A 23,509-nucleotide genomic window follows, 5' to 3' on the forward strand; every position below is an offset into this window, starting at 1 on the left:
TTGCGCGGGCGGCCTTTCGCGTGCAGCGTGCAGCGCGTAACGTCCGCGCAGATGCTCCAGATCGCCCTCGATGTTCCCGACCTCTGGCAGCAGGAGGCCGTCCGCGCTCTCAAGGCCGGCGAGGATGTCCTTGTCGACGCGCCCACCGGCGCGGGAAAGACGCGCGTCTTCGAGATCTTCGTCGAATCGGGCGAGGCCGCGCGCCGGGGGCAGGCCGTCTACACCGTGCCGACCCGCGCCCTTGCGAACGACAAATGGCGCGAGTGGCGCCGCCGCGGCTGGAACGTCGGCATCGCCACCGGCGACCTCGCCGTGAACATCCACGCCCCCGTGCTCGTCGCCACGCTTGAGACCCAGCGCGAGCGCATCCTTGCCCGACGCGCGCCCGCGTTTCTCGTGATCGACGAATACCAGATGCTCGCCGATCCCCGGCGCGGCCTGAACTACGAACTCGCCCTCGCGCTCTGCCCGCCGACCACGCAGCTCCTGCTCCTGAGCGGCAGCGTGCGCAATCCCGACGACATCGCCGCCTGGCTGCAGCGCCTCGGGCGCGCCGTCCACCTCATTCGCGAGCGGGTGCGGCCCGTCCCGCTCGAGGAGCTGCCTGTCGAGAATCTCCCCCGCGTGCCCGACGGCATCACCGGGTTCTGGCCCCGCCTCGCCGCCGGCGCCTGGCTGGCCGGTCTCACCCCGCTCCTCATCTTTGCGCCGCGTCGCGCGGAAGCGGAAAAGATCGCTCGCAAGATCGCGGACGCCCTGCCGCTCGACAACCCGATCTCGCTCCGTCCCGAGGACGAGCGCACGCTCGGTCGCGATCTCTCCCGGTTGATCCCGAAGCGCGTCGCCTTCCACCACAGCGGCCTGTCCTACGCGGCGCGCGCCGGCTGGGTCGAGACCCTCGCAAAGAATGGCCATCTGCGCGTGGTCGTCGCCACGACGGGCCTCGCCGCGGGCATCAATTTCTCCGTGCGATCGGTGCTTGTCGCCGACACGACGTATCATGACGGCCCTTTCCAACGGGAGCTGCGGCCCGACGAGCTGCTGCAAATGTTCGGCCGGGCCGGACGCCGCGGCCTCGATCCGAAAGGCGTCGTCCTCGTTGCGCGGGACAGTCCTCGCCTCGGCAACGCCGCGCCGCGCCAGCTTCGTCGCGTCAACGAACTCGACTGGCCGACCCTGCTCCGCGTGATGGAGGAGGCCGTCGCACACCACGAACCTCCGCTCGCGGCCGCCGCCGCGGTGGGCGAGCGCCTTTTCAGTCGACAGAAGGTCAGCCTCGGGTTCGACCACGCCGGCGACGCTCCGGACGCGCCCGGGCGCTTCGGCCCGACCCGAGAAGAATTTCTCGACTCCACGAACACCTGGCAGCCGGCGCGCGACGCCCCCGAACGCCCCGCCGCGCTTGGCAACTGCCTCGCTCGCCGCGACGAGCGCTGGCTCCCCGCCCTTCGCGTCGCGGCCCTCGCCGAGAAGTTCGGTCCCGGCCGCCTCTGCAAACTCCCGCGCGAGCGAGGATTCGCCTATGGCAAGGAACTCATCGTCGGCAGACGCGACGCCGACGGCCGCATTCGCCCGCAGGAAGGAATTCGGAAAACCCTTCATCTTCGGGAGGAGGACCGCTTCACCGATCCGGAATTTCTTGCGGTCGTCGCGCCCCTGCTCGATCTCGGCGGAGCGCGCCCGCTGGAGATCGTCAGCCGCGGCCCGATGGCGGCGCTCCGCCTCGAGCTCGACGCCATCAGCGTCCCCGCCACCTTCGATGCGCAGCAACGGGCGTTGATCGATCCTCCCCGTCGCCGCGTCGCCCTTGCCCCGGAGACGCTCTATGGCAATTTCCGCCCGCGGCCTGGCACTCCCGCCCACGCCTGGCGCAAACTCGGCCTCGTCGATTCCGAAGGGAGCCCGACCGCGCGCGGCCGCGTGTTCAGCCGCTTCCAGGCCGGCGAGGGCCTCATGATCGCCGCCGCTCTGGAGGACTCGAGCTACGATCCGGCCGAAATTGTCCGCCATCTCGCGAACCTGCGGGGCGGTTATCGATTCGGCCGCGAGGATCGTGCCGGCGCGAGCGAGCGCCTGGCCATGACCTCGCGCGCCGCCTACGGCCACGAGGACTACGCGGGATATTTGCGCACCGGTCTCTGTGAAGGCTACGGAGAAGGCGCCTGGGAAATCATCGAGCGGCATCTTGCCGGGAAGCCGATCGACGCCGCCGAGGGCGGACTACGCCGCGGAGATGTCGAGCGCGCCGTGCTGGAATGGAAAAGTCTGCTCCGCCACATCATCCACGCACCCGATCCCGAGGCGCCGCGCTGGACGGAACTCCAGGCCGCCGCCCAGGCCTGTCTGGCGGCGCACGACACCGCACCGCCGCCGGATTTCGAGCCGGAGCTTCCCGCCGGCCTCAACCGGCGCGCCGTCGAGCAGCCGATCCGGCTCGCCGCGCTGGCGGATTAATTCACGACGCGCACGGGCGTGCCATGCGACGCGTTCTCGAAGAAAATGCGCGCCATTTCGTCCGGCAGGCGCACGCAGCCGTGAGAATCCGGAAAGCCCGGCAGATAGCCGGCGTGAAGACCCGAGCCACCCGAGAAGCGCATAAAATACGGCATCGGCGCGCCCTTGAAGTGCGTGCCGGCCGGGGCGCGGTCCGACGTGACGTCCACATTCTGCACGACGATGATGCCGGCATCGTCGACGAAGGCCCCGTAGAGATTCGAACGGTGGTCCTTGTCCTTCTGCGTCACGGAGAAGCTGCCTCGCGGCGTGGGGTGCTGCGCGTTGCCGCTGGAAATCGGTGTCTCGCCGACGAGCTTGCCGCCCTTGTAGAAAAAGGCCTTCTGCTGGCCGAGATCGACCGTGATGGAGGGCGATCCGCTGACTCCATCGCCGTGCCAGTAGGCTGCCGCCTCGGCTGCGCGGGCCTTGGGCCGGGCGGAAGCAACCGAGACGATCTCGCCGTTGGCCCCGAGAAACTGCGTATCCTCGCTGTAGGTCCGCATGGCGGTGCGCCGCGAACCGGTGGAGCCCGTCGTCGCGCAGGCTGCCAGCAAGACGCCAAGCGCCGCGAGCGCTGCGAACCGGGGGGCCGACAGCGCGTTCATCGCACGACGGTGACGGGAGTCCCTTTCTGAACGTTCTCGAAATAAATCTTGGCCATGTGCTCAGGCATGCGGATGCAGCCGTGGGAGTCCGGCACGCCCGGAAGGAAGCCCTGGTGCATGCCCACCGCGGGAGCGAAATGCATGAAATAAGGCATCTTCGCGCCTTCGAAATGAGCGCCCGGGGGGACCGGATCTTTCTTCACGTCCACGTTCGCCTGCACGACCTTGCCCTGCGCATCGACATAGTCACCGTAGAGATTCGAGGCGTGATCGAGGTCCTTGTCGATGATCTTGAAGTTCCCCACCGGGGAATCATGCCCCTCGCGGCCGCTGGAGATCGCCGAAACGCCGACGAGCTTGCCGCCCTTGTAGAATGACGCAGTCTGCTGGCTCAGGCTGATGACGACTGCCGGCGCGCCGGGCACGCCGTCGCCATCCCAGTAGGAATTCGCCTCCGCCAGCGTCGATGCCTTCCCGCGACTGATGCTGTCCTGACCGGCCCCCAGATACATGGTCTTCGTGCTGGTCAGGCGAGTGTCGTAGTTGGCGCAACCGGTGCTCCCCAGCACTACGGCGGCCGCCAACGCGAGAAGGAACAGGGATTTTTTCATGCCTTGCGGAACCGGCACGTAATAGAGGATTCGGCCGCCGCGTCAAGTCCGCCTACGTTCGCCATCTTCAGCAAGGACCGGTTGCGGACGGCAGGAAGGATTTGCTACGTTCCGCGCGACTTACCATGCCGACCTACGAATACGAGTGCTCCAAGTGCCGCAAGACCTTCGAATTGTTCCAGTCGATGAAGGACGACGCACTCAAGACCTGCCCGAAGGAACAGTGCCGCATGAAGGCGTGGGGCAAGGGGCCGGTCAAGCGCCTGCTGGGCACCGGCGCGGGCCTGATTTTCAAGGGATCCGGGTTTTACATCACCGACTACCGCAGCGAGGGTTACAAGGTCGCCGCGAAGAAGGACTCCACTACCTCGACTCCGAAGACAGAGTCGAAACCGGCCGCCGAAAAGCCCGCCGCGAAATCGAAGAAGAAAGCCGATGGCTGACACGCCCGTTCCCCCCACGCCATCCCTCTCGCGGTGCCCCGTCTGCGGATTCGAGAATCCGCCGGCCGTCCTGTATTGCCAGGATTGCGGGGCGAAGCTGACGATCGCCCCTCCCAGCTACCTGCAGCCTCCGCCTCCCGTGCCCACGCCAGCGACCACGGCGGAAGCCGCCCCCCTTTCCTCGTCGAAAACGTCCCCCCCGAAGACGAAGCCGCCTCGCATCCTGAGCATGAACCGGGAGCGGCCGAATTTTGCCTTCGCCTTTTCCCTGCTCCGCCTGGCCATTTACGCCGCGCTCATCGCACTGACGGTTCTCATCATCCGCGCCCCGGCGAACCTGCCTCCGGCCGAGGCGCCGATGGATGCCACCACCGTTGGCGAGATCCGCTCCGGCCTGGAAAAAGTCTCCCAGAACGGCAGCACCGCCAGCGCCCCGTGGTCGCGCGTGAATGCCTATCTCGCCACGGTGCTCGTTCCCACCAGCGCAGGCGCCACGAAATTCGTGCGGGCCGTCTTGATGCCGAAGCCCGGCGGCTTTGCCCTTACCACCGAGAAGCGCGTGCTCGGCGTGCCGATCTACTCGACGGTGATCTACAAGCTCGTCGTGCGCGCCGGTCATCTCGATCTGCAGGCCACCGGCGCCGCGCTGGGACGCCTGCCCCTCCCGGCTGAAGCCGCTCCGATCGTCCAGCGAATCGGCGGCGACCTCACTGGCGCCCTTGCGCTCGAAACGAGCTTCCTGAAAAGCGCCCGCATGGTGCGCCTCTCCCCCGACGCCGTCGCCATCGATTTCGGCCGGCCCCGCCCATGATCGCGCGGGTTTTGATTGCCCTGCTGCTCCTCGCGGGCATTCGCGCGGAGGCCGCGATCGAGCTGGCCAGGCGTTCCACCAGCTCCTCCGGGCAGTTCATCGTTTACACGAACGACCCGAACATCCGTTCGGAGGTCGCCATCCGGGCCGAGGATCTCAAGACCGCCTTCCTCGAGGCGCTTCACGCCAAGGACGTCTGGAAAACCCCCATCATTCTGAACATCGGCGTCCCGCCGCCCACGATGAAGCGTCCGCCGCGCACCCTGCTCGGCGTTTACGAGGGCGACAACGGCCAGAGCAAGATCCAGATCGACGTCTTCGACACCGGCGTCCTCAAGGAACCCGAGTTCGACACCCAGATCCTCGGCGCCATCCTCATCGAATGCGCCTATCGCAGCACCGCCCTCAAGGCCGGCCGCTCCTTCGAGCGCCCGCCCGCCTGGCTGCAGCAGGGCCTCGCCGAGCGCATTCGCTCCCTCCAGGAAGGCTCGAAAACCAGTCTCTACGCCAGCCTGCTTGCGACCGGCGAGCCGCCCCGGCTCGCCGATTTCCTCGACACGCCGTTCGATCGGCTCGACTCCACCTCCAAGGCAATCTACCGGGCCCAGGCCAGCGCGCTCGTGGAAGCCGTCTTCGCCCTGCCCGACGGCCGCAAGGGACTGTGCGACTACCTCTCCGTGCCCCACCGCACGCCGTCGCAACTTTCCGAGCTCGTCGCCGCCCTCCCCAGCCTTGGCGGGAATGCCGAGGCCCTCGGCCGCAAATGGGTGCTCGCCATCGCCCGCGCCTCCGCCGCAAATCGCGTGAACCTGCTCGGCGAACGCGACACCGCAAAGCAGCTCGACGACATTCTTCTCGTGAAGGCTCTTCCCGACCCCAGGCATCCGGAGGTCGCCTCCATGTCGGGCCCCTACGCCATTCCGACCATCGCCCGCAGTCAGAATGGCCGCTTCATCCTCTCGCAGACCGAGAGCTCCCTGCTCCAGCTCTCCCTGCGCGCCCACCCGCTCTACAAATCCCTCGTCGACGAATACCTCAGCATCACCCGCGACCTCATCGCGAAGCCCAAGCGCAGGCTGGAAAAACGCATCGCCACCGCCGAGGAGATGCGCGCCGGCCTCGCCCGCCGCACGTCGGAATCCCGCGATTACCTCGACTGGGTCGAGACCACCAAGATCAAGACCGAGAGCCCCGAGTTGAACACCACCATTCAGGACATCGACGAGATCGAGGAGCCCCCGGCGCGCAACGACGCCATCTCGAACTACCTCGATACCCTCTCCGAGCGCGGGCAGTAGCGGCTTTCCCCATTGCGCCCCGCGCCCGGCCGCCTATCCTTTCAAAGCCATGTTTCACCTCACGCGGCGGGAGCGGGTGTTGATCGCGGGCGTCCTGCTCGCTTTCCTCACCGGTCTCGCCGTTCAACATTACCGCCAGGGGGACTCGATCGGCCCAACCACCAAAAAGGACACCAGGGATGCAAAGCGTTAGTTTTTCCGAAGCACTCGACGGCATCGTCGAGCGCGACTCCCGCTATGATCGGGAGGCCTACGTCTTCCTGCGCGACGCCCTCGAGTTCACCCTCAAGAAGCGTCGCAAGGCCAGCAAGGACGCCCCGTCCGACGTGCCCGCCTCCGAGCTCCTCGACGGCTTCCGCCTCTACGCCCTCAAGGAATGCGGCCCCATGGCGCACCTCGTCCTCGAATACTGGGGCGTGCGCTCCTGCGAAGACATCGGAAATCTCGTCTTCAACCTCGTTCAGGCCAACGTCTTCAGTAAAACCGACCGCGACACCCTCGACGAATTCCGCGCTGGCTTCGATTTCGAGGAGGCCTTTCTGGTTCCCTTCCGTCCCCAGAGAAAAAATTTGAGCGCTTCCCCCTCTCGCGCTGTCGAACGCGGCTCATGAGGTCGTCGTCGTTTCTGCCCTGCCTGCTCTTAGCCCACATGCCGCTGCTCGTAACCACCGCATATTCCGAAACCCAGACGCCTCCCCCGGCCGCCGCTCCCATCTCCATCCCCGCCACCACCGCGCAGGCCTTCACCCTGCCGAACGGCCTCACCGTCATCATCGACGAAGATCACCACGCCCCGGTGGCAAGCGTCCAGGCTTGGTGCGAGACGGGCAGCATCGACGAGGACAAATGGATGGGCGCCGGCCTTTCACACATTCTCGAGCACATGCTCTTCAAGGGCACGGCCACGCGCGCGCCCGGCGTCATTTCCCGCCAGGTGCAGGATCGCGGCGGCTACATCAACGCCTACACGTCCTTCGACCGCACCGTTTACTACATCGACACTCCGGCCGAAGGCGCCTCCGAGGCCGTGGACATCCTGGCCGACGCCATGATGAACGCCTCGCTGCCCCCCCAGGAATATACGAAGGAGCAGGAGGTCATCCGGCGGGAGTTCGCCATGGGCTTCGACGATCCCGACCGCGTCAGCTCGCGGCTGATGTTCCGCACCGTCTTCTCGCAGAGCCCGCTTCGCCACCCCGTCATCGGCTACCTCGACATCTACAACAAGCTCACCCGCGACGACGTCTTCGCTTACTACAAGCGCCGCTACGTCCCGAACAACATGTTCTTCGTCATCGTCGGCGACGTGGACGGCCAGAAGATCAGGGCCCAGCTCGAGGAATACTTCGAGAAATACCCGCGTCAGGCCCTCCAGCCCGTTTTCGTCGCCCAGGAACCGCCCCAGGCCGGTCGCCGCGACGCGCACGAAGAGTTCCCCACCGAGCTCACCCGCCTCTCACTGGCATGGCCCGTCCCGTCCGTGACGGATGCCGACACTCCCGCCATCGACGTGCTCGGCACGGTGCTCGGCGGCGGCTCCAGCAGCCCGCTCAATCAGGAAATTCGCGAGGAAAAACACCTGGCCTACAGCATCGACGCCGGCTCCTACGCGCTGGCCAACGGCGGCGTCTTCGCCATCCAGGCCGTCTGCGCGCCGGAAAACCGCGTCGCCGTGGAAAAGGCATCCCTCGCGATCCTCGACCGCGTCCGCCGGGAAGGCGTCACCGCCGCCGAGCTCGACAAGGCCCGCAAGTCGCTCCTCTCCACCCAGCTCGGTGCCCTTACCACCGTGCGGGGCCGCGCCGCCGACCTCGGCTCGAACTGGATGGCCACCCGGAACCTGGATTTCAGCCGCGACTACCTCGACGCCATCAACCGCGTCACCTCCGACGACCTCAAGCGCGTGGTGAATCGTTATCTCATCGACGAGCACCTCAACGTCACCTCGCTCAATCCCACCGGCTCGCTCGCAAAGATCGCCGCGGCCGAGTCCGCCGCCCACGAAGCCGAGATCCAGAAGTTCACGCTGCCGAACGGCCTGCGCCTGCTCGTTCGCGAGAACCACAAGGTTCCGCTCGTTTCGATGGTCGCCGTTTTCAAGGGCGGCCTCCTCGCCGAGACACCCGCAAACAACGGCGCCACCCGCCTGATGGCCCGCTCGATGCTGAAGGGCACCACGAGCCGAAGCGCCCGCGAAATCGCCGAACAGGTCGAGTCTGCCGGCGGCAGCATCGCCGCGGACTCCGGCAACAACAGCTTCTACCTCACCGCGAGCGTCATGAAGCCCGACCTCGAGCTCGGTCTCGACGTTCTCGCCGACGTTCTCGGACACCCGACCTTCCCCGAGCGCGAGGTGAAGACCGAGCAGGCTTCCCAGCTCGCCGGCATCAAGGCCGAGGACGACGACCCGGTGAACACTGCCCGCACCGTCCTGCGGCAGAAACTTTTCGGCACCCACCCCTACGCCCTGCGTGGGAGCGGCTCTCCCGACAGCGTTGCGAAGCTCACCCCCGCGGACCTCGAGAAACTCCACGATCGCCTCGCCGTTGCGAAGAACGGCGTGCTTGCCGTCTTCGGCGACGTGAACGCAAAGAAGGTCTACGAACTCGCCAAAAAGGCCTTCGGCGACCTCCCCGCCGGCGACGCCCCGCTCCCGAACCCTCCCGCCGCGGAGAAACTGGCGAAAGCCGAGTCCTTCACCGAGAACCGCCCCAAGAACCAGGCGATCGTCATGGTCGGCTACCCCGGCGCCGACTTGCTCAGCCCCGATCGGCCCGCGCTCGAGGTCATCGACACCGTCTGCAGCGACCTTGGATCTCGCTTCTTCGATCGCATCCGCGAGCAGCTCGGCCTCGCCTATTTCACCGGCACCACTCAACTGCTTGGCCCCACGCCCGGCGCCTTCGTTTTCTACCTCGGCACCGATCCCGCAAAGGTCGAGAAGGTCGATACCGAGTTCCGCGACGAGATTGCCAAACTCGCCTCCGCCGGCCTCAGCCCCGAGGAGCTCGCCCGCGGCAAGAAGAAGCTCCTCGGCGCGGAAGCCATGCGCAACGAAAGCGATTCCTCGATGGCCCTCGCCACCGCGCTCGACGAACTTTTCGGCCTCGGCGCCGATCACACCTCGAAGCGAAAGGCCGAGATCGAAGCCGTCACGCTGGAGGACACCAGGCGCGTCGCAAACAAGTATTTCAGCCAGCCCGGCAGCGTCGAAGTTATCGTCACTCCGCCCACACAATAACCTCCCACCGCTTCCACCTCCATGGCTGAAGTCCAGCGCAATACCCAGACGAGCGGCGAAACCACCCAGCGGTTCATCGCCTTCATCATGATGCAATCGCAGCAGACGGCCCTTTTTCTCGGCCGTCTGCCAAATCCGCAGACCGGCAAGCCCGAGGTCAATCTCGAGGTCGCCCGCATGCTCATCGATCAGCTCGAAATGATCCGGGAGAAAACCCGCGGCAACCTCAACCACGAGGAAAGCGAAATCCTCGGCACCATCCTCTCCGACCTGCAGGTGCAATACGTGCAGGCCACGCAGAAGGCCCCCGGCGCCTAGCCGCCCAACGGCTCGATCCCTTCGAGCGTTGTCTCGCTCACCGAACGCATCGTGCGAATGAACTCGCCCATGTAGGCGAGCGTCGCGGCCGAGGTCGTTGTGGCCGCATACAGGCGACTGCGCAGCCCCGCCTTCCCGATCGGTTTCGCCACCACGTAGTCCCGATCGAGGAACGGCTGCACCGTCCAGCCAGGCAATGCCGCCACGCCCCGACCGCTCGCGACAAGCTGCAGAATGGCGACCGTGAGTTCGGTGGTGCGGCGAGCCGGATTCACCTTCGCCGGTCGCAACACATCACGCACCAGATCGAGCCGCTCGTCGGGAATCGGGTAGGTCACGAGGGTCTCCGCCGCAAAGTCCCGCGCCGTCAGATACGCCTTCCGCGTGAGCGGATGATGGCGCGAGAGCAATCCGTGCACCTCGTAGGCAAAGAGCGGATGGAAAGTCACCCCGGCCCGCTTCTGCGCGTGCGAGACGATCACGAGATCCGCCCGATTCTCGGCAAGCAGCCCGATCGGATCGGCGTGAAATCCCGAGACCAGATCCTGCTCCACCTGCGGCCAGTGCTCCCGGAACGAATCCATCGACGGCATCAGCCAGTCGAAGCACGAGTGGCACTCGACCGCGATGCGAAGCTGCCCCGCCTGCCCCTGCGCGATGCGCGCGAGATCCCGCTCACCGTTCTGCACGCGCCGCACGACATCGTAGGCCAGCTCGACGAGCAACTGCCCCGCCGCCGTCAGGCGCAGAGGGGCGCTCTTGCGCTCGAAGAGCTCCACGTCGTGCGCCGCCTCGATCGCGCGCACCTGGTGCGACACCGCCGGCTGCGAGAGATGCACGCGCCGCGCGGCCTTCGAGAGATTGCCCGTCTCCGCGAGGGCGATGAGCGTTTTGAAATGACGAAATTCCAGCATGCCGCGCCGAACCCATCATAAATGCAGCGAATGATCATCCAAAAAACAACGCGTTAGGCGAATGAACCCCACGGAGGAATAATCGCCTCCATGGAATCCCGTCCTCTCGCTCACTCCCTTGGTTATCCCCGCATCGGCGCCGACCGCGAACTGAAGAAAACGACCGAGGCCTTCTGGGCGGGTCGGCGCGGGGCGAGCGAACTGCTCCAGGTCGGCCGGGAACTGCGTCGCGCAAACTGGCTGGCGCAACGCGACGCCAGCATCGATCTCATCCCGTCTAACGACTTCAGCTTCTACGACCAGATTCTCGATCTGAGCTGCTTGCTGGGAAACATTCCCGCCCGCTTCCACTGGGATGGCGGCCCGATCGGCCTGAATCTCTATTTCCGGATCGCCCGCGGCGCGCGCGCGAATGACGATGCCTGCTGCCCGGCCGCCGCGAGCGAGATGACGAAGTGGTTCGACACGAACTACCACTACATCGTCCCGGAATTCGACGCGCGGACGACCTTCCGGCTGAGCGGCGCGAAGCCCTTCGAGGAGTTCGCCGAGGCGCTTGCCCTGGGCATCCGCACGAAGCCCGTCCTCGTCGGCCCGCTCACCTATCTGCATCTCGGCAAGGCCGCCGGCATCGACAAACTTTCCCTCCTGGAAAGCCTGACCGGCGTCTACGCCGAGATTCTCCGCCGCCTCGCGGAGCAGGGCGCCGAATGGGTGCAGATCGACGAGCCCATCCTGACACTCGATCTCGAGCCCGCCTGGCGCGACGCCTTCGCCGCCACCTACCGCTCCCTGCGCGCTGCAGCGCCATCCCTGAAAATTCTCGTTGCGACGTATTTCGGCGAACTGCGCGACAACCTCCCGCTCGCCGCCGCCCTGCCGATCGACGCCCTGCACATCGATCTCACGCGCGGCAACGACCTCGACGCCGCGCTCGCCGCGTTGCCTCCCGCCATGGCGCTCTCGCTCGGCGTGGTGGATGGCCGCAACATCTGGCGCAACGACCTCGACGCCTCTCGCAAACTCATCGAGCGCGCACGCGCCAGAGGGCGCGACATCCTCCTCGCGCCGTCCTGCTCGCTGCTCCATGTGCCGGTGACGCTTCGCGCCGAGACGACGCTCGACGAGGAATTCCGCGGATGGCTCGCCTTTGCGGAGGAGAAGCTCGCCGAAGTCGCCGCGCTCTCCCGCATCGCGACGAGCGAAGGCGATCCCGTCCTCGCCTATCGCAGCCGCGTGGCCATTCAATCGCGCCGGGCCAGCACGCGCATTCACCGGCCGGCCGTAAAGGCACGCTGCGAGGCCGTCACCGCCGCCGCCACGAAACGCCGCGCGCCCTTTCCGGAGCGACAGGCCGCGCAGCGCGCGAGATTGCAGCTCCCGCTCTTTCCCACGACGACGATCGGCTCGTTCCCTCAGACGGAGGAAGTCCGCGCCGCCCGGGCGCGCTGGAAAAAAGGCAGCCTGTCGACCGCGGACTACGAGAAATTCCTCGAGGGCGAGATTGCCCGCACCGTGCGGGCGCAGGAGGAACTGGACATCGATGTGCTCGTGCACGGCGAATCCGAGCGCAACGACATGGTCGAGTATTTCGGAGAGCAGCTCGAGGGCTATGCCTTCACGAAGAACGGCTGGGTGCAGAGCTACGGCACGCGCTGCGTGAAACCGCCGATCATCTTCGGCGACGTATCCCGTCCGCATCCCATGACGGTGCGCTGGTCCCGCTACGCGCAGTCCCTCACCGATCGCCCGATGAAGGCGATGCTCACCGGCCCGATCACGATGCTGCAATGGAGCTTCGTGCGCGACGACCAGCCCCGCTCCGCCACCGCCCGGCAGATCGCGCTCGCGCTCCGCGACGAGGTGCTCGATCTCGAAGCGGCCGGCCTGAGCGTGATCCAGATCGATGAACCAGCACTCCGCGAAGGCCTGCCTTTGCGCCGGGCGGACCGCGCAGCCTACCTTGCCTGGGCGGTGGAGGCTTTCCGCCTGAGCGCCGCCGGCGTGCGCAACGACACGCAAATCCACACGCACATGTGCTACTGCGAATTCAACGACATCATGGGCCCGATCGCGGCGCTCGATGCGGATGTGATTTCCATCGAGACTTCGCGGTCGAACATGGAACTGCTCAGCGCATTCACCGACTTCAGATACCCGAACGAAATCGGGCCTGGTGTCTACGACATCCACTCGCCCCGCGTGCCCGCGACCGGAGAGATGGTCGACCTTCTCCGCAAGGCGTCTGCCGTGCTCCCCCGGGAAAATCTGTGGGTGAATCCCGACTGCGGACTGAAAACCCGCGGATGGGACGAGACGCTCGCGGCACTCCGCCACATGGTGCAGGCGGCGGCGACTCTTCGCGCCCAGAGCTGACTTCCCCTCGCCACCGGGGGCGTTGCCCCCGGAAAATTCCCGTTTGACAACGAAGCGCCCTCGCGCTCTTTTACGTCAGCGTAGAACTTCACCCCAGTCCGGCATCGCTCGGACGGCGCCCGTCGAATTATTCCCAGCGGGCGCAAGTCAGGTTCGACACTCTCACGGCGCATCGGTCCCCGCACAGATTGCGAGCACTCGCGCCACCGCAGAATCAGGAATTTATTATTAATGGCCGGCCACAATAAATGGTCGAAGATCAAACGCACCAAGGGTGCTCTGGATGTAAAGCGAGGGAAGATATTCTCCCGACTTTCCAAGGAAATCACCGTCGCCGTGCGGCTCGGAGGAGGCAATCCCGCCTTTAATCCCCGGCTGCGAGCGGCCATCTCCGCCGCCAGAGCCGAATCGATGCCAAATGACAACATCGACCGCGCCATCAAGAAAGGCAGCGGCGAGCTCGAGACCACGGCAGTCGAAGAGCTCGTTTACGAAGGCTATGCCCCCGGCGGCGTCGCTCTCGTGATCGAAACCGCGACCGATAACAAGAATCGCACCGCCGCCGATCTCCGCAACGCGATGTCCAAAAACAACGGCAATCTTGGCGGCCCCGGCAGCGTTTCCTTCCTGTTTCACCGAAAGGGACAGATGGTCGTGCCCGCCGCGGCCACCGATGAGGATGCCCTGCTCGAAGTCATTCTCGATGCCGGCGCTGAGGAGTTGACACGCGAGGAGGATCAGTTTGTGATCACCACGCCGCCGGACCAGTTGTATTCCGTCGCGGAGGCGCTCAAAACCGCCGGCATCGAGCCCGCGTCGCCGAAACTCACCTTCATTGCGCAGACCACTGTCGCCGTCACGGACGAGCACACTGCCGCACAAGTTCTCAAGCTGTGCGACGCGCTCGACGATCTCGATGACGTGATGAACGTCCACGCCAATTTTGACATTCCCGAAACCACGCTCGCGAAACTGCAGGCCGCCTGACGCCGCCCGAGTTCGCCCGACGTCCATCCCAGAACCCACTTCAATTTTATCATGACCGAGGAAACCGAAACCCAGTCCCCCGCCACCGGGCAGACCGTGGATGAACCCGCCCGCAAGCCACAGCGCTCCCGCCGGGGTCGTCCGCCGCGCCGCCAACCCCGGGAGGCCAAGTCCAAAGCCCCGGTCAACGAGACCGCCGAGGCGCCGGAACTGGTTTCCGCGGAGATCGCGCCCACGCCCGAGCCCGTCGCCACGGAAAATGCCGTGGTCGCCCAGAACACAGCCCCCGAGTCCGTGACGGAGCCTTTCGCCGACGGTGCGCCGCAGGCCGCCGCTCCGGCCCCGACTCCTGCTCCCGAGCCGCCCCGCCAGGCCCCGCAACCGCCGCCTCCGCCGGTTTACGCCGAAGGCATCGTGGAAGTCTCCGGCAAGGGCTTTGGCTTCCTTCGCGAGCCCAAGCGCAATTTCACCCAGTCGAACAACGACGTCTTCGTCACGCCCGAGGTCATCCGGAAGCACAACCTCCGCGACGGCATGTGGATCAAGGGTGAGACCCGGCGCGGCCCGCGCGGCCCGCAGCTCTTCAAGTGCACGGAACTCGAGCACGAAGATCCCGCGAACTTCAGCACGTTCCCCGTCTTCGAGGAACTTACGACGGTCAGCCCCGACAAGCGCATCCAGCTCGAGACCGAGCCCACGCTCTATACGACGCGCGTGATCGACCTCGTCGCGCCCATCGGGCGCGGCACCCGCGGCCTCATCGTCGCGCCGCCCCGCACGGGCAAGACCACGCTGCTTCAGCACATCGCCGCCGCGGTAGTGAAGAACTATCCAGAGATCAAGCTCATCATCCTGCTCGTCGACGAGCGGCCCGAGGAGGTCACCGAGATTCGGCGCACCGTTCCCACGGCCGAGATCATGGCCAGCTCGAACGACAGCGACACGAAGACGCACACCCGCATCTCCCAGCTCGCCATCGAGCGCGCCAAGCGCCTCGTCGAAATGGGCAAGGACGTCTTCGTTCTCATGGACTCGCTCACCCGCATGGGCCGCGCGTTCAACAACGCCCAGGGCGGCGGCGGCCGCACGATGAGCGGCGGCGTCGATTCCCGCGCACTGGAAATTCCGCGCAAACTTTTCGCCGCGGCTCGCAACACCGAGGAGGCCGGCTCGCTCACGATCGTGGCGACCGCGCTCATCGAGACGAACAGCCGCATGGACGATCTCATCTTCCAGGAGTTCAAGGGCACGGGCAACATGGAGCTCGTTCTCGGCCGCCTGATCGCCGAGCAGCGCATCTATCCGGCGGTGGACATTTTCCAGTCCGGCACGCGCCGCGAGGAGCTGCTCCTGCCGCCCGACGACCTTCACAAGATCAACGTCATCCGCCGAGGCCTCGCTGGCCACAAGCCGATCGAAGCCATGGAGCGCCTGCTCTTCTTCATCCGGAAATACCCGACGAACGCGGAAATGCTCAAGGGCATCCCGGGCTAGGCACGGAGGAGATCGAAGATTCGGAACGCGGAGATGGGTTCGCCCGTTTCCGCGTTTTGCTTTTCGAGCCCGCGATCAGAACCCGCGATAATGGTAGCTGAGCATGCGGAAGGTGTCCGAGCCCTTCTCGGCAGTGTAAAGAATCAGCCGCAGCGACGTATACGATTGCGTCCACTGGTAGCCAACGATCGTCTGCACGACGTCGCCCTCCTTCGAGGTCTGCCGCGCAATGTTGCGACTGGAGCCGTATTTGCGATCCAGATTCCGGCGCGTCTGCTCGAAGATGGAATTGAATTTCTCGCCGTCCCAGGAGTTGTCGCTGTATTCGAGTTCCACCTCGACGAGAGAATCGCTGTCGAAGGTGAATAGCGAGCGCTTGAGCCGCGGGTCGGGATGCCCCTCGACGATCAGCACCTTGCGGCCGTTCAACACCTTGCGATCGACCACTCGGGCCTGCGCCCGCTCGATCGTATTCTCGACGAGCTGAGCGCCGTCACCCCAGCGGAAGTTGAAGGGCACCTTGATCTCCTCGGCCGCCCGGACGGAACCCATCGGCGCGCAGAATCCGGCAAGCGCGGCGAGAAGCAGAAATCGGCGGAAGGTCGTCATCAGGAGAGCAGCATTCGATAGCACAAAAAGCGGAGCGCGCACGCGCTCATTGCGCCGGCGCCGCGAGCAGGAACGTCCCCGCATCGAACGCCGCGATCTGGTCGAGACCCGTGATCGCAAACTCCTCCACCACGATCCCGTCGCCCTGGTAGAGCACAACTTTCGAATCGGTCGCCGTTCCCAGCGCGAAGCGGTCCCAGTTTCCGTCGCTGGAAATCTCGAAAAGTTTCAGGCCGGTCGACGTCACCAGGGCGGTGCCGGGATGCGTCGCGGCCGGGGAAAGCTCCAGCCGAACTCTCTTGCCGGGCTCGAGCGAATTCTCCGCGAGCGTGACCGCGAACGTATTCTCCGGCTTCGCGGTTCCAACATCGGCAACCAGCCTGCCCTCGACGACCCCGAAATTCGCGCAGGGCTGGAGCGTGCGCTCGAACGCGACCTCCCAGTCCGCAACGACCTTGCCATCCTTTTGCTCGGCCTTGTCGCCGCGAACGAGCAACCGCACCCGCTCGACGCCACCGGGCGCGCTCTCGAGCAGGAGGATCTGATTGTCACCCTCTGCGGCGAGCACCGCCTCCGGCTGCGGCTCATCCTTCGGCACACGCAACGCCCGCTCGGATTCCTCTTCCTTGCCGAGCTGAACGACGACTTTCTGCCCTTCGTCATCGACAATCACCCAGCGCGCCTTTTCGTCCGCGAACGCCGGCGGCTCGGTCGTCTGGTCGAGGGCCCCGTCGGGGCGAATCTTCCCGAAAACGGCGCCGGCGGCCGTCGTCAGCTCGACGCCCAGCGCATCCGGCCAACGACGGAGTTTCACGCCGGTGGCGGGAATCTTGTCCTGGGCGACCCAGTCGTTGAAATGAAACGCCTCGCCGGAGACATCGACTCGCTGCCCCACGACATAGCCACGCGCGGCGTAACGTCCGCCGGGGCAGGGTTTCCCCGACTCGTCGAGGCCATCCCAGCTCGCGATGTAGCCATTCGTATCGACCTGCAGATCGGGATCGCCCCACTCGTAGGGCAGCGTGCGCACGAGTTTTCCCTGCGCATCGAAAATCCCGAGCACGATCGAGCCCATGAGATCGGGCGGCGTGAACGTGATCGCGATTGGCGGGGCGGCCACCTTCTCCGCAGGGACGACTTCCTCCTCCTGCGCCCAGAGCGGCGCGGCCACGAGAGCGAGAAAAAGACCGAACCGCGAAAGGGTGTCTATGCGTAGTAGCGCCATTGGATGTCCGCAAAGAGACTGTCGCGGGACTCGCAAAATTCAACGAATTCCTCGTCCCCCTCGCCGGCGACGAGCTTTTCATAAAGCCGGGTGAATCGCAGGAGGTGCTCCTTCGTGCGCTGGGTGGCGTATTCGCGGGCGGTGCCGGTCTTCATGAGGAAGGCCCAATCGCTCGACTGCGCGAGCAGGAGTTCGCGCGCCATCTGTCGCAGGATGCGCTCGACCATCGGCGCGGGATTCACCGCAAAAAGCCGGGCGCACTCCGACATGCGGCGGGCGGCGGCGTGCAGGTGCGGATAGATCCACGAGTTGCACTGATCGAGCCAGACCTCCCAGTAGCCCTTGTTGCCCCAGCTCGAGGCGGACGGGGTCACGATCTGCTGCGTCGGGTGACGCCGCAGATAATCGCTCGGCGAGACCAATTGGAACGTCGACTGGTCGAAAGCCGCCTTGCGCAGGAAAAGATTCAGAAACTCCGGCCCCTCGAACCACCAATGGCCGAAGAGCTCCGCGTCGAACGGGCTCATCACAATCGGCTCGACGGGCAGCACCCCGCTGAGGTGCTCGATCTGCTTCACGCGACTGTCGAGGAAATGCCCCGCGTGAGAATCCGCCGCGGCGGCGGCCCAGCCGAGGTTGTAGAGTTCCTTCTCTTTCCCCTGCCCGGTGATGCGGTGGTATTTCACACCCGTGTAGCGACGGTGATCCGTCGGCATGAATTTCCCGAGATAATCGAGCGGCAGATCCTGTCCGATATCGCGGTAAAAATCACGATAGGCAGAATCGCCGGGGTAGCCTTCGCGCTGACTCCAGACCTGCCGGCTGGAATCCCGATCGCGGCCAAAGACCGCCGGCCCCGCGGGCGTGAAATACGGCGCGTAGATCGCAAAACGCGGCTTCGGCTGGCCAAACATCAGGCCGTGGGCGTCCACGACGAACCACCGAATGTTCGCCTCCTGGAGGATGCGGCCGACGGCGGGCACATAGGCGCATTCCGGCAGCCAGATGCCGGCCGGCTGGCGGCCGAAGCACTCCACGTAGGAGTCGCGCCCGATGAGAACCTGCGCGCGCATCGCCTCGGGGTATTCCTCCATGAGGGGAAGGAAACCGTGAGTGGCCGCACAGGTGATGATCTCGACGACGCCGTCCTTCTGCAGCTGGGCAAACGCGCCGACGATATCGCGATTGAGGTCTTTCGTGTAGAACGACAGCGCCTCGGAAAACCGCCGGAGGTAAAAACGCGCGAGGTCGTTCTGCGCCGCATCCGCCTCCGTTCGCACGACCTCTGCCTCGGAAAGCGCAACGCCGCGGGCGAGGTAGCGCTCCGCGCGGCTTTGCAGCAGCGGATCCCGCAGCATTTCGCAGAGCGACGGCGTCATCGTGAACGTCAGCCGCGTCGGCACACGCTCGGCGACGAGCTGCCGCAGCATCCGCAGCAACGGGATGTAGGTTTCCGCGATCGCCTCGTAGAGCCAGTCTTCCTCCAGGAAGTCTTCATGCTCCGGATGGCGGACGAACGGCAAGTGAGCGTGAAGAATGAGAGCCAGGGAACCTTTCGACATCAGGAGAGTCCCAAAAATAGGCCGCCCACTCCGCAGGCGCCAGCAAGATTGAGTTGCCCGCCCGCAAAAGCCGCCGTTACGTTCCCTATCCCGTCGTCATGCTCCGCCGCATCCTCTTCAGCCTGATTTTCGCCACCTCGGCCCTCGCCGCGGATGTTCCTGGCGACAAGGACCGGCAGGCCGCGTTCGAGCGCCTGAGCAACGAAGCCCTCGCGACGAAGCTGATCGACCAGGCCGCCGCGGACATCAAGGTCGGCCATTACGAGGCGGCCTTGAAGAAGTCCGAAGCCGCCGAGGCGATCCGCCCCAACGACCCGGCGATTCTCAATACGAAGGGCGCCGCGCTCCTGGAACTGAAGCGCTTTTCCGAAGCCGGGAAGGCCTTCGATGTGGCGACGGAACTCGACCCGAACGCCTTCGCTCCGCAATTCAACAAGGGCGAAATGTTCACTTCCCAAAAAAAATACTCCGACGCCGCGGTGCAGTTTGCCGTGCTGAGATCCCGTTTCGGCGACCTCCCGCTCCTCAAATACGAGATCTACCTCTGCTACGCGCTTCAGGGGCAGAAAGACCTCGCGGAGGATGCCCTGCTCGCGATGCGCTACCCCGCCGACGGCGCAGCCTGGTATTACGCTCACGCCGTGGACCAGATTCAGTCCGGCAACAGGAAAGAAGGGCGCCGGCTGATCTCCGCCGCCGAGGCCATCCACTCCGACGATCTCGAAAACTATCGCGACAGCCTGCGCGACGCCGGCCTGCTCCCGTAAAAATTTCCATGCCATCCAAGAAGAAGAAAAAACGCGTGCTCGTGACCGGTGCCGCCGGGTTCATCGGCAGCGCACTCGTCCACGCCCTCAATCAGCGCGGCCAGGAAAACATTCTCGTCACCGACATCCTCGGGACCGACGAGAAATGGCGAAACCTGAACGCCCTCCGCTTCGACGATTACCTCCAGTCCGACGAATTGCTCGAGGCCGTCACTTTCGAAACGCTCGGCCCGATCGACACGATCTTCCATCTCGGCGCCTGCTCCGCGACCACCGAGAAGGATGGCGATTACCTCATCGAGAATAACTACCGCTACACCCAGCGCCTGGCGGAATGGGCTCTCGCGAACGGCGCGCGCTTCGTCTACGCCTCCTCCGCCGCCACCTACGGCGACGGCGCCCAGGGCATGGACGACCGCGATCCGCAGCTCTCGCGCCTGCGTCCACTCAATCTTTACGGCTACTCGAAGCACCTCTTCGACCTGCACGCGCAACGTCGCGGCTATCTCGACGACATCGTCGGCATCAAGTATTTCAACGTCTACGGGCCGAACGAGTGGCACAAGGGCGAGATGCGCAGCCTCGTCTGCAAGGCCTACCAGCAGATCGTCGAGACCGGGAAGATCCGTCTTTTCAAGAGCTACAAACCGGAATACCGCGACGGCGAGCAGATGCGCGACTTCGTCTACGTGAAGGACGCCGTTGCGATGACCCTCCATCTCGCCGAGTCGAAAAAGGCGGGCGGGCTCTACAACGTCGGCTCCGGCGTCGCCCGCACGTGGGTGGACCTCGGTCGCGCCATCTTCACCGCGCTCGGCCGCGAGCCGAATATCGAGTTCATCGAAATGCCCGAGAGCATTCGCGAGCAATACCAGTATTACACCTGCGCCGACGTCTCGAAGGTGCGCGACACCGGTTACGATGCCGAGACGGCCTCGCTCGAGGACGCGGTGCACGACTACGTCACGAATTACCTCGTCCCCAACCGCCACCTCGGCGACGAAGCCTGATGCGCACGCCCGTCACCATCCTCACCGGCTTCCTCGGCGCGGGAAAAACCACGCTGCTGAATCGCATCCTCACCGAGAATCACGGCCAGCGCATCGCCGTCATCGAAAACGAATTTGGCGAGATCGGCATCGACCACGAGCTCGTCGTGCAGAGCGACGAGGAGATTTTCGAGATGAACAACGGCTGCATCTGCTGCACCGTGCGCGGCGACCTCATCCGCATCCTCGGCCGCCTAATGAAGCGGCGCGACAAGTTCGACCGCGTCCTCATCGAGACCACCGGCCTCGCGGATCCCGGCCCTGTCGTTCAGACGTTCTTCATGGACGACGACATGAAGGAACACTTCGTCGTCGACGCGATCGTGACCGTGGTCGACGCGAAGCACATCCTGCTCCATCTCGACGACAGCTCCGAGGCCCGCGAGCAGGTGGCCTTCGCCGACGTGCTGCTTCTCAACAAGGGCGATCTCGTCACTCCCGCCGATCTCGACGCCCTCGATCGTCGCCTGCGGGGCATCAACGCTCTCGCGACGATTCATCGCACCGTCAGCAGCGACATCGCGATCGAGAAGGTGCTGGGCATCGGCGCCTTCACCCTCGACCACGCCATGGAGGTCGATCCCCATTTCCTCGAGGACGCGGCACCCGCGCATGACGAGCACGACCACGAATGCGGCGAAGATTGCGAGCACGAGCATCACCACCATCATCATCATCACGATGATGACGTCACCAGCGTCGGCATCGAGGCGGCGGGTGATTGCGACGGACGCAAGCTGAACGGCTGGCTCTCCGAACTCGTGCGCGTGCAGGGGCAGGACATTTTCCGCATGAAGGGCGTGTTCGCCGTCGCGGGAAATCCGGATCGCATCGTTTTCCAGGGCGTGCACATGCTCATCGATGGCGCGAATGGCGGCCCGTGGGGCGCGCGCCCGCGCACGAACAGGCTCGTCTTCATCGGTCGCAATCTCGACCGGGCCGCGCTGAATGCGGGCTTCCGCGCCTGCCTCGTTTAACCGACGCGTCGCCATGAAGCTCGCTGAACACGCCCGACTTTCCGCCGGCGATCACATCCTCGGATTATCGTGGGCCGCGGACGGCGAAAGCCTCGCGGTCACGCCCGCAAGCGGGCCGATCCTGGTGCGCCGCGAAAGCGACGTGCGTGAACTCCCCGACCACGGCCTCGGCAACGGCGCGGCGGTTTTTCATCCCTCCGAGGCCCTTCTCGCCACGGCCGGCACCGACGGACGCATTCGCCTGCACGATTTCGCGGCCCCGCCCCGCGAAATTGCGCTCGGCAAGGGCTGGATCGAGCGCCTCGCCTGGAGCCCCGACGGCGCCCATCTCGCCACCGGCCACGGCAAACGCCTTGTCATTCTCGACCAGACCGGAGCGCCGGCTCAGGAATTCGCCGCGCACAAGAGCACCGTCGCCGACTTCGCGTGGAATCCCCGGGAGCCGCACGAGATTGCGAGCGTCGCCGACGGCGGCGCGACGATGTGGCGTCTCGGCGAGGAGGAGCCGTTTGCCCGCTTCGACTGGGGCGGCGCCAGCCTGCTGGCCGACTGGAGCCCGGACGGCCGCTGGCTCGCCACGGGCGACCAGACCACGAGCGTCCACGTCTACGACTTCACGCGGGACTACCCGCTGCACATCCAGGGCTACGAGACCAAGGTCAAGGCGCTCGCCTTCAACAGCGCGTCGCGCAAGCTTGCGACCGGCGGCGGCCAGCTCGTGACCGTCTGGCCCTGCACGGGAAAGCACGGCCCCGAGGGCGCCGTGCCAAAGCAACTTCCCGGCCACACCGGCGACAGCATCGCCCTTGCCTACCGCCGCGGCAGCGACTGGCTCGCCTCGGGTGGCACGGATGGACGCCTCATCCTTTTCGAGCCCGAGAGCTCTGGCCAGCCGCGGGCCAGCCTGTCCCTCGATTCCGCCGTAACGACCATCGCCTGGCACCCGGCCGATCCCATTCTCGCGGCCGGCACGGAAAATGGTGATGTCGTGCTCGTTCACGTTGCCACCAAATGACCGGATCCATTCTCATCACCGGCGCCAGCCGCGGCATCGGCCTCGCCCTCAGCATCGCGTTCGCAAAAGCCGAATGGACGGTCTTCGCGGGCGCCCGGCGTCCCCGCACGCCGCTGCTCTGGAACGCATCCCAGGAATTTCCGAACCTCCACCCCTTTCCGCTCAATGTCACGGACGACATCTCGGTCGGCGAAGCCGCCGCCGCGCTCGCTCGCGAGACCGACTCGCTCGACGTGCTCGTCAACAACGCCGCCGTGTTTCCGGGCGAAGGCAACGAGCGCCTCGAGGATCTCGATCTCGAATGGTTCGCCGAAGCCATCGAGACCAATGTCACCGGCGTTGCCCGCGTCACCCGCGCTTTCCTGCCATGGCTCCGCCGGGGCATCCACCCCCGAATCATCAACATCTCCTCCGGCGCCGGCTCCATCGCCGACAAGGAGGACTTCAACTACTATCCCTATTCGGTTTCGAAGGCCGCGCTGAACATGCTCACCCGCGCGATGGCCGCGGAATTTCGGCCGTCCGGAATCGCCGTCACCGCGCTCAGCCCCGGCTGGGTGAAAACCGAAATGGGCGGTCCGAATGCGCCCCTCACGGCCGAGCAATCCGCCCGCAGCCTCTACACGACGATCGGCCGGCTCACGCTCGCAGATTCCGGCCGCTTCCTCGGCCGAGACGGCCAGAGCAGCGATTACACCTGGTAGATGGCGA

The 23,509-nt window shown here is 65.5% G+C and carries 21 protein-coding genes; 15 read left to right on the forward strand and 6 right to left on the reverse strand.

The features are described 5' to 3' along the window. Positions 1–27 precede the first annotated feature (27 nt). Complete coding sequence (locus VIM61_13850) at positions 28–2,454, forward strand: DEAD/DEAH box helicase (protein ID HEY8901491.1); 2,427 nt, start codon at positions 28–30, stop codon at positions 2,452–2,454. Here the strand turns inward: VIM61_13850 and VIM61_13855 are convergent. Beyond that, on the reverse strand, positions 2,451–3,101 hold the full coding sequence (locus VIM61_13855; protein HEY8901492.1) for a L,D-transpeptidase family protein: 651 nt from the start codon (positions 3,099–3,101) through the stop codon (positions 2,451–2,453). The genes VIM61_13850 and VIM61_13855 overlap by 4 nt on opposite strands. Further along, on the reverse strand, positions 3,098–3,712 hold the full coding sequence (locus VIM61_13860) for a L,D-transpeptidase family protein (protein ID HEY8901493.1): 615 nt from the start codon (positions 3,710–3,712) through the stop codon (positions 3,098–3,100). The genes VIM61_13855 and VIM61_13860 overlap by 4 nt, the downstream gene beginning before the upstream one ends. 125 nt (positions 3,713–3,837) lie before the next feature. On the opposite strand from VIM61_13860, the gene VIM61_13865 reads away from it, so the two are divergent. The 6 genes from VIM61_13865 (at position 3,838) to VIM61_13890 (ending at position 9,823) form a co-directional block, all read left to right on the forward strand. Then, complete coding sequence (locus VIM61_13865; GenBank protein HEY8901494.1) at positions 3,838–4,155, forward strand: FmdB family zinc ribbon protein; 318 nt, start codon at positions 3,838–3,840, stop codon at positions 4,153–4,155. Beyond that, the gene (locus VIM61_13870) at positions 4,148–4,966 is read left to right on the forward strand and encodes a zinc ribbon domain-containing protein (GenBank protein ID HEY8901495.1); all 819 of its coding nucleotides are present in this window, start codon (positions 4,148–4,150) and stop codon (positions 4,964–4,966) included. The genes VIM61_13865 and VIM61_13870 overlap by 8 nt, the downstream gene beginning before the upstream one ends. Continuing rightward, positions 4,963–6,264: a hypothetical protein gene (locus VIM61_13875; GenBank protein ID HEY8901496.1), complete on the forward strand. Its 1,302-nt coding sequence runs from the start codon at positions 4,963–4,965 to the stop codon at positions 6,262–6,264. Before VIM61_13870 ends, VIM61_13875 begins: the two co-directional genes overlap by 4 nt. Positions 6,265–6,443: 179 nt before the next feature. Then, positions 6,444–6,875, forward strand: a complete 432-nt coding sequence (locus VIM61_13880; protein ID HEY8901497.1) for a Minf_1886 family protein — start codon at positions 6,444–6,446, stop codon at positions 6,873–6,875. A 38-nt stretch (positions 6,876–6,913) separates the two neighbouring features. Beyond that, complete coding sequence (locus VIM61_13885) at positions 6,914–9,505, forward strand: pitrilysin family protein (protein HEY8901498.1); 2,592 nt, start codon at positions 6,914–6,916, stop codon at positions 9,503–9,505. A gap of 21 nt (positions 9,506–9,526) precedes the next feature. Continuing rightward, positions 9,527–9,823 carry a DUF1844 domain-containing protein gene (locus VIM61_13890; protein ID HEY8901499.1) on the forward strand — a complete coding sequence of 99 codons (297 nt, stop codon included), beginning with the start codon at positions 9,527–9,529 and terminating at the stop codon, positions 9,821–9,823. Here the strand turns inward: VIM61_13890 and VIM61_13895 are convergent. Next, entirely contained in the window at positions 9,820–10,737 is a 918-nt protein-coding gene (locus VIM61_13895; protein ID HEY8901500.1) for a LysR family transcriptional regulator, read from the reverse strand. The genes VIM61_13890 and VIM61_13895 overlap by 4 nt on opposite strands. Positions 10,738–10,827: 90 nt before the next feature. Here VIM61_13895 and metE point away from each other — a divergent pair, with 90 nt between their 5' ends. The 3 genes from metE (at position 10,828) to rho (ending at position 15,594) form a co-directional block, all read left to right on the forward strand. After that, positions 10,828–13,113, forward strand: a complete 2,286-nt coding sequence (metE, locus tag VIM61_13900; protein HEY8901501.1) for a 5-methyltetrahydropteroyltriglutamate--homocysteine S-methyltransferase — start codon at positions 10,828–10,830, stop codon at positions 13,111–13,113. 231 nt (positions 13,114–13,344) lie between these two features. Further along, positions 13,345–14,100 carry a YebC/PmpR family DNA-binding transcriptional regulator gene (locus VIM61_13905; protein ID HEY8901502.1) on the forward strand — a complete coding sequence of 252 codons (756 nt, stop codon included), beginning with the start codon at positions 13,345–13,347 and terminating at the stop codon, positions 14,098–14,100. 51 nt (positions 14,101–14,151) lie between these two features. Next, the gene (gene rho / locus VIM61_13910; GenBank protein ID HEY8901503.1) at positions 14,152–15,594 is read left to right on the forward strand and encodes a transcription termination factor Rho; all 1,443 of its coding nucleotides are present in this window, start codon (positions 14,152–14,154) and stop codon (positions 15,592–15,594) included. 75 nt (positions 15,595–15,669) lie between these two features. Here rho and VIM61_13915 read toward each other — a convergent pair whose 3' ends face one another. The 3 genes from VIM61_13915 to VIM61_13925 are packed head-to-tail and all read right to left on the reverse strand — an operon-like array spanning position 15,670 to position 18,990. Next, on the reverse strand, positions 15,670–16,203 hold the full coding sequence (locus VIM61_13915; protein ID HEY8901504.1) for a hypothetical protein: 534 nt from the start codon (positions 16,201–16,203) through the stop codon (positions 15,670–15,672). 46 nt (positions 16,204–16,249) lie between these two features. Next, on the reverse strand, positions 16,250–17,374 hold the full coding sequence (locus VIM61_13920; protein ID HEY8901505.1) for a hypothetical protein: 1,125 nt from the start codon (positions 17,372–17,374) through the stop codon (positions 16,250–16,252). 35 nt (positions 17,375–17,409) lie between these two features. Continuing rightward, positions 17,410–18,990, reverse strand: coding sequence for a 1,4-alpha-glucan branching protein domain-containing protein (locus VIM61_13925; GenBank protein ID HEY8901506.1), 1,581 nt, complete (start codon positions 18,988–18,990; stop codon positions 17,410–17,412). A 53-nt stretch (positions 18,991–19,043) separates the two neighbouring features. Between VIM61_13925 and VIM61_13930 the strand changes: the two genes are divergently transcribed. From VIM61_13930 to VIM61_13950, 5 genes are read left to right on the forward strand one after another with little or no spacing between them, the layout of a single operon-like run. After that, complete coding sequence (locus VIM61_13930; GenBank protein HEY8901507.1) at positions 19,044–19,757, forward strand: hypothetical protein; 714 nt, start codon at positions 19,044–19,046, stop codon at positions 19,755–19,757. Between the two features lie 8 nt (positions 19,758–19,765). Continuing rightward, positions 19,766–20,767, forward strand: coding sequence for an ADP-glyceromanno-heptose 6-epimerase (gene rfaD, locus VIM61_13935; protein HEY8901508.1), 1,002 nt, complete (start codon positions 19,766–19,768; stop codon positions 20,765–20,767). Next, entirely contained in the window at positions 20,767–21,783 is a 1,017-nt protein-coding gene (locus VIM61_13940; GenBank protein HEY8901509.1) for a GTP-binding protein, read from the forward strand. Before rfaD ends, VIM61_13940 begins: the two co-directional genes overlap by 1 nt. Before the next feature lie 13 nt (positions 21,784–21,796). After that, positions 21,797–22,798, forward strand: a complete 1,002-nt coding sequence (locus VIM61_13945) for a hypothetical protein (GenBank protein ID HEY8901510.1) — start codon at positions 21,797–21,799, stop codon at positions 22,796–22,798. Further along, positions 22,795–23,502: an SDR family oxidoreductase gene (locus VIM61_13950; GenBank protein HEY8901511.1), complete on the forward strand. Its 708-nt coding sequence runs from the start codon at positions 22,795–22,797 to the stop codon at positions 23,500–23,502. The genes VIM61_13945 and VIM61_13950 overlap by 4 nt, the downstream gene beginning before the upstream one ends. The last annotated feature ends 7 nt before the right edge of the window (positions 23,503–23,509 follow it).

The organism is Chthoniobacterales bacterium, assembly GCA_036569045.1.
Classification (GTDB): domain Bacteria; phylum Verrucomicrobiota; class Verrucomicrobiia; order Chthoniobacterales; family JAATET01; genus JAATET01.